Origin of the sequence: Dietzia sp. DQ11-44 (assembly GCF_014145205.1) — a bacterium.
Classification (GTDB): domain Bacteria; phylum Actinomycetota; class Actinomycetes; order Mycobacteriales; family Mycobacteriaceae; genus Dietzia; species Dietzia natronolimnaea.
Window position 1 is genome coordinate 1 of record NZ_JAALEC010000156.1, and the last position, 6359, is coordinate 6359.

Sequence of the window (6359 nt, forward strand, 5' to 3'; positions counted from 1 at the left end):
TCGCCGGTGTGGCCGCCGGCCTCCCCGCCCTGGGCGATCACGATGTCGACGCCGTTGTCCACGTGCGCGAGCGCGTGCTTCTTCGCACCGGCGAGCGCGGCGACCTTGATCCCGTTGGCGTGCGCGAGGTCCACGATGTGCTTGGGCGGGGAGCCGAGCGCGTTGGCGATGAGCACCGGGCGGTGCTTGAGCGACATCTCGACGTGCGCCTCGGCGACCGAGTGGAGCCACCCCAGGACACCGGCGTTGTGCTCGGCGTCGTCACCGAGGGGCGGCACCCCGAGGTCGTCGAGGACCCGGGAGACGAACGCCTTGTGCTCCTCGGGGATCATCGCGGCGATGTCGGTGGTGCTGCCCTCGGTGGGTACCTTGTTCGGCATGACGATGTCCACGCCGTACGGCTTCCCGTCCGTGTTCTCGTCCATCCAGGTCAGGACCTCGTCGAGCTCGGCCGCGTCGTTGTAGCGGACGCACCCGAGGACGCCCATGCCGCCGGCGCGCGTCACCGCTGCGGCGACCGCCTTGGACGGGGTGAAGGCGAAGACCGGGTACTCGATCCCGAATTCCTCCGCGAGTGGGGTACGGATGCTCACTTGCTGATCTCCTGGCTGTCGTCTGCGGGGCGGGACGCGGCGATCTCCGCGGCCCATCGGTAGTCGGGTTTGCCCGCGGGATTGCGCTTGACCGATTGCTCGACCCACAGCGCTCGCGGGCACTTGTAGCGGGCGATCTCTCGCCGCGCGTGGTCGTTCAGCTCGTCGATCGGCGGGCACTTGCCGTCACGCGTGTGGAGCACGGCGGCGACCTTGTGGCCCATCCGCTCGTCGGGGACGCCGATCACGAGCGCGTCGTACACGTCGGGGTGCGTCTTGAGGGCGGCCTCGACCTCCTCCGGGTGGACCTTCTCGCCTCCGGTGTTGATGGAGACCGATCCGCGGCCGAGCATCGTGACGGTGCCGTCCTCCTCGACCCGGGCGTCGTCACCGGGGATCGAGTAGCGCTTCCCGCCGTACGTCTTGAACGTGGCCGCCGTCTTGACCTCGTCCTTGTAGTACCCCACCGGGATGTGCCCGGTGCGCGCGACCTTGCCGATGACCTCGGAACCGGGCTGGACCTCGTTGCCCTCGGAGTCGAGGACCGTGGTCTCCCCGTCGATCTTCACGCGGGGTCCACCGGTGTGGGTCTTGCCCTTCTCCGCGAGCGCGATCCCGGAGAAGCCGGTCTCGGAGGACCCGATCGAGTCCGAGAGCATGACGTTCGGGAACGCCTCGATGAACTGGTCCTTGACCGAGGGCGAGAACAGGGCCGCGGAGGACCCTATGTAGAACAACGACGACGAGTCGTACTTCTCCGCGTCCCATGCCTCGATCAGGGGACGCGCCATGGCGTCTCCCGTGATGAACAGGAGATTGATCTTGTGCTCGGTCACGGTCCGCCAGACGGTCTCGGCGTCGAACTCCGGGATGAGCACGCTGGTGTGGCCGGCGAACAGCGCCATGAGGATCGCCCACTGGGCACCGCCGTGGATGAGCGGGGGCAGGGCGGCGCGGACCAGGACGCCACCGTCGACCGCCTTGTTCGCCAGCTCCCACTCGTCCGCGACCTTCTCACCGGTGAGGAAGTCGATGCCGCCGCCGAGGACCATGAACACGTCCTCCTGACGCCACATCACTCCCTTGGGGGAGCCCGTGGTGCCGCCGGTGTAGAGCATGTAGATGTCGTCGTTCGAGCGTTCGTCGAAGTCGCGCTCCGGCGACTGCGCCGCCAGCGCGTCGTCGTAGTGGGCGACGGAGACCCCGTCGGGCGTCTGCGGGTCAGGGGTGTCGGTGCCGTCCTCGATGACCAGGCAGTGCCGGACCCCCGGCGTGTTGGGCAGGGCCCGGGCGAGGACGTCCGAATAGCGCCGCTCGTGGAACACCACGACGGAGTCGGAGTTGTCGAGCAGGTACTCGAGCTCGGCCGGGACGTACCGGTAGTTGACGTTGACCATCACGGCGCGGATCTTGAAGATCGCGACCATCGCCTCGACCGCCTCGATGGTGTTGCGGCTGTACACCGCCACCTTGTCGTCGGGTCCGACACCGACGGACCGGAGGTGGTGGGCGAGCCTGTTGGCCCGTTCCTCCAGTTCCCTGAAGGTGAACGACCGACCCTCCTGGACCAGGACGACCCGGTCCGGAACGCGATCGACACTATGCTCGACGAGATCTCCGATGGTGTACGCCATACACCCAAAGTAGAACGTGTTACCGTCGGCCGTGGGCGAAAGCCGTGGACCCGTGTAACTAATTTTTGGAGGCCCGATGACCCGCGTCGAGACGCCCGAGGACCAGCACCTGCTCACCGAGCGGCGTGGACACGTCCTGGTGGTGACCATGAACCGCCCCGAGGCGCGCAACGCGCTGTCCGGGCCGATGATGCGCGGCATGGAGGCGGCGTGGGATCTGGTGGACTCCGACCCGGACATCCGCGCGTGCATCCTGACCGGCGCGGGCGGGTACTTCTGCGCGGGTGCGGATCTCAAGGCGATGAACAAGGACGCGCCGGGCGACAAGTTCGCGGGTGGGGGCTGGGACCTGACCAGTCTGCCCGCGCTGCTCAAGGGGCGCCGGCTGAGCAAGCCGCTCATCGCCGCGGTCGAGGGCCCGGCGATCGCCGGCGGGACCGAGATCCTGCAGGGCACCGACATCCGGGTCGCCGGGCGCTCCGCCAGGTTCGGCGTCTCCGAGGCCCGCTGGGGCCTGTACCCCCTCGGCGGCTCCGCGGTGCGGCTCGTGCGTCAGATCCCCTACACCGTCGCGATGGAGGTCCTCATGACGGGCCGCCATCTCACCGCCGAGGAGGCGGAGCGGTTCGGGCTGATCGGCCACGTGGTCGAGGACGGCACCGCCCTGGACAAGGCCCTGGAGATCGCCGGGCTCATCGCCGCGAACGGGCCCCTCGCGGTGCAGGGGATGATCGAGACCATCCGGCGCACCGAGGGCATGCACGAGGAGGAGGCCTTCCGCGTCGACGCCGAGGTGGGCGGGCGGGTCTTCGCCTCTGCCGATGCCAAGGAGGGCCCTCGCGCGTTCGCGGAGAAGCGCAAGCCCGAGTTCCGCGGGGAGTGACCGGGCGCCCGGACCCGACTAGAGCCCCAGCCGGGTCCGGGCCTTCATCACCCCGAGGTACCCCGAGGCCAGCCTCTTCTTGCCCGCGGTGAACGGGGGCGCGAGCACCCGGGAGACGTTGACGTCGTAAGAGTGCATCGCGACGGCGCGCTCGTGGGTGAACGTCCGGAATCCGTAGTGCCCGTGGTAGCCGCCCATCCCCGAATCGCCGACCCCGCCGAAGGGGACGGCCGGGGAGGCCATCCCGATGCCGAAGTCGTTGCCGTAGATGTTTCCCGAGCGGGTGCGGTCGGCCACGGTGTCGAAGCGGCTGTTCTTCTGGCCGTACCAGTACAGGACCAGCGGGCTGGGCCGCTCGTTGATGTAGCGGACCGCCTCGTCGAGGCTCCGGTATCCGAAGACCGTGAGTACGGGCCCGAACACCTCGTCCGAGTCGATCTCCATCTCGGGCGTCACACCGGTGAGAAGGGTGGGTGCGATCTTCCGGACACCCGCGTCCGGCAACCGCTCCCCCGCCGGGGCGGCGTCGCGCCTGACGGCACCCTTGGCCACGGCGTCGTCGATCAGGCCGACGACGCGCTCGTAGTTGGACGTGTTGACGATCGCGGTGTACTCGGGGTTGCCCACGATCGCCGGCAGGGTCCTGCGCCACTCGTCCAGGACGGTGTCGCAGAACCTGTCCACCTCCGCCCGGGGGACGAAGACGTAGTCCGGGCACATGCACACCTGGCCGCCGTTGATCATGCGGGATGCCGCGATGCCCCGCGCGGCTCGGTCGAGGTCGGCGCTGGTGTCCACCACGACGGGGTTCTTGCCGCCCAGTTCGAGGGTGACCGGGGTGAGGTTGGCGGCGGCGTCCCTGGCGACGGACCTGCCGACACCAGGGGAGCCGGTGAAGAACAGGTGGTCGAAGGGCAGTCGGGAGAAGTCCGAACCGCGGCCGTGTTCGGGCCCCGCGACGGCCAACTCGTCGACGGCGAAGTACTCGGGCGCCCGACGGCAGAGCACCTCGGTCGTGTGGGCGGTGACCGACGACGGCCGGATCATGACCCGGTTGCCCGCGGCGAGCGCCGACCCGGCCGGGACGATCGTCAGATACAGGGGGAAGTTCCAGGGGCCGATGATCCCGACGACGCCCTTGGGGTCGTGGCGGACCTGCTGGGTGAACCCCACCGCGTCGAGGGCTCGGGAGACCCGCTTCGGCCTCATCCACCTGGCGAGGTGGCCGCGCTGATGATCCAGGTCCGGGATCGATGACGCGATGTCGGTGATCGTGGAGAGCGTCTCGGGTCGGCACCCGTAGTCCTCGCGGATCGCCTCGGTGAACTCGGCCGCGTTGTCCAGGACGAGGTGCTTGAGCCGCTGGATCCGATCGCGCCGTATCCCGGCCTCTGGCTGCGGGTCGGCGAGGAACGCCTGCTGCTGCCGCTCGAGGATCTGGGCGAGCGTGAGATCACGGGCGGTCGGGGTACTGGTCATGCGTCCAGGGTAGTGAGCGGCCCCGGTAGCCGGTGGGTAACCGGGCCGGCGGGCGTCCGCCCGATACGGCTCACCGGGCGTCCGCCCAGTACGGATCCTTGAGCTTGCGCTTGACCAACTTGCCGTTGGCCTGCCGGGGCAGCTCCTCCACCACGTCGATCGACCGCGGCATCTTGAACTTGGCCAGTCGGCCGGAGAGGTCGTCGAGGATCTGCGTCTTGAGCTCGTCGGACTCGACGTAACCCTCGGCCAGCTCGACCACGGCCTTGACCTCCTCGCCCCAGTCGGGGTGCGGGATGCCGAACACCGCCGCGTCGCGGACGGCGTCGTGGCGGGTCATCTCCGACTCGATCTCGGCCGGGTAGATGTTCACACCGCCGGAGATGATCATGTCGTTCTTGCGGTCGCACAGGAACAGATAGCCGTCGGAGTCCACGTAGCCGATGTCGCCCATGGTGAACAGCTCGCCGACGTAGGTCTTCGCGGTCTTCTCCGCATCCTGGTGGTATTCGAACCTGGACCCGTGCATCTGGAGGTAGACGTTGCCCGTCTCGCCGGCGGGGAGTTCGTTGCCGTCGTCGTCGAGGATCTTCAGGGTGGTGGTCTTCCACGGCCGGCCCACGCTCCCCGGCTTGCGCAGCCACTCCTCGCCCGTGATGGTGCAGCCACCGCCCTCGGTGCCGGCGTAGTACTCGGTGAGGACGGGTCCCCACCAGTCCAACATCGCCTGCTTGACGTGCTTCGGACACGGGGCGGCGCCGTGGACGATCGTCCGGAGGCTCGACACGTCGTACTTCGCGCGCACCTCCTCCGGCAGTTCGAGCAGGCGCGAGAACTGGGTCGGGACCATGTGGGACTGGGTCACCCCGTGGGCGTCGATGAGACGCAGCATCTCCTCCGGGGCCCACTTGTCCATGAGCACCACCGTCTGGCCCAGGTTGAGCGAGATGGCGACGAAGTTGAGGACGGCCGTGTGGTAGAGCGGTGAGCCGCAAATGTGCACGTTGTCCGCGCCCTGGATGCCGAAGCCGGCGAAGAAGAAATAGTTGGGAACCGTCACCTGGTCGGGAGAGGCGCCGGTCAGAGGCCTGCGCACGCCCTTGGGGCGACCGGTGGTGCCCGAGGTGTAGAGCATCGGGGCGCCGAGGGTGCGGCCCGACGGCAAGGGGTCCTCCCCCTCGGCCGGGACGGCGAGCTCGGAGAGCGGCCGGAACCCCGGTACGTCGCCGATCGCGTAGCAGCGGGCGGGGTCGAGTCCGGCCTCGGCCGCGGCGGTGGTGGCCACGTCGGCGAACCTCTCGTCGGCCACGAACACCGTCGAGCCCGAGTTCTCCAGGATGTAGGCCACCTCGGGCCCGGTCAGGTGCCAGTTGGCGGGGGCCACGTAGAGACCGATCTCGAGGGCGGCGAAGTAGACCTCGAGGAACCCGATACTGTTCGGCGCCATCAGGACGATCCCGTCCCCGGCCCCCAGCCCCAGCGCGCGCAGGCCCCGCGCGTGGCCGTGCGCCGCGTCCACGAGTTCGCCGAAGGTCACCCGGCGACCGGAGGCCTCGATCACCGCGACGCGGTCCGGCTCGGCCTCGGCGATCCGGTAGACGCTGGTCACGTACTCCCCGGTCCGGTTGTTCAGGACTCCGGTCTCGGTGGGAATGGTGGGTGTGGGTGCGCTCATGACCCCAGACTAGAACGTGTTCCTGTCAGGGGTCCAGGGATTGACTCCGAGGACTATTCTCATCCCATTTCCGCAGACCCCTCCGGGACCCGGGC

At 68.9% G+C, this 6359-nt stretch carries 5 protein-coding genes; 1 reads left to right on the forward strand and 4 read right to left on the reverse strand.

The genetic code is table 11. The features are described 5' to 3' along the window. Both G6018_RS04880 and G6018_RS04885 read right to left on the reverse strand, forming a co-directional pair. On the reverse strand, window positions 1-587 hold a 587-nt coding region (locus G6018_RS04880; RefSeq protein ID WP_182638946.1), incomplete at its 3' end, for a nitronate monooxygenase. A 2-nt stretch (window positions 588-589) separates the two neighbouring features. Continuing rightward, window positions 590-2227, reverse strand: coding sequence for an acyl-CoA synthetase (locus G6018_RS04885; protein ID WP_182638942.1), 1638 nt, complete (start codon window positions 2225-2227; stop codon window positions 590-592). A gap of 76 nt (window positions 2228-2303) precedes the next feature. Here G6018_RS04885 and G6018_RS04890 point away from each other — a divergent pair, with 76 nt between their 5' ends. Next, window positions 2304-3110 (forward strand): crotonase/enoyl-CoA hydratase family protein, encoded by an 807-nt coding sequence (locus G6018_RS04890; RefSeq protein WP_182638944.1) that lies wholly within the window; start codon window positions 2304-2306, stop codon window positions 3108-3110. Between the two features lie 18 nt (window positions 3111-3128). Here the strand turns inward: G6018_RS04890 and G6018_RS04895 are convergent, their stop codons facing one another. After that, a complete protein-coding gene (locus G6018_RS04895) occupies window positions 3129-4589 on the reverse strand; it encodes an aldehyde dehydrogenase family protein (protein ID WP_182616108.1) in 1461 nt (486 codons plus the stop codon). Window positions 4590-4659: 70 nt separating this feature from the next. Continuing rightward, window positions 4660-6264 (reverse strand): acyl-CoA synthetase, encoded by a 1605-nt coding sequence (locus G6018_RS04900; protein WP_182616106.1) that lies wholly within the window; start codon window positions 6262-6264, stop codon window positions 4660-4662. Window positions 6265-6359: the final 95 nt, after the last annotated feature.

What these genes read in the sequence shown, in the direction of transcription:
- G6018_RS04895 (WP_182616108.1), bottom strand. Translation starts at nt 4,589, where the DNA reads ATGACCAGTACCCCGACCGCCCGTGATCTCACGCTCGCCCAGATCCTC.
- G6018_RS04890 (WP_182638944.1), top strand. Translation starts at nt 2,304, where the DNA reads ATGACCCGCGTCGAGACGCCCGAGGACCAGCACCTGCTCACCGAGCGG.
- G6018_RS04900 (WP_182616106.1), bottom strand. Translation starts at nt 6,264, where the DNA reads ATGAGCGCACCCACACCCACCATTCCCACCGAGACCGGAGTCCTGAAC.
- G6018_RS04885 (WP_182638942.1), bottom strand. Translation starts at nt 2,227, where the DNA reads ATGGCGTACACCATCGGAGATCTCGTCGAGCATAGTGTCGATCGCGTT.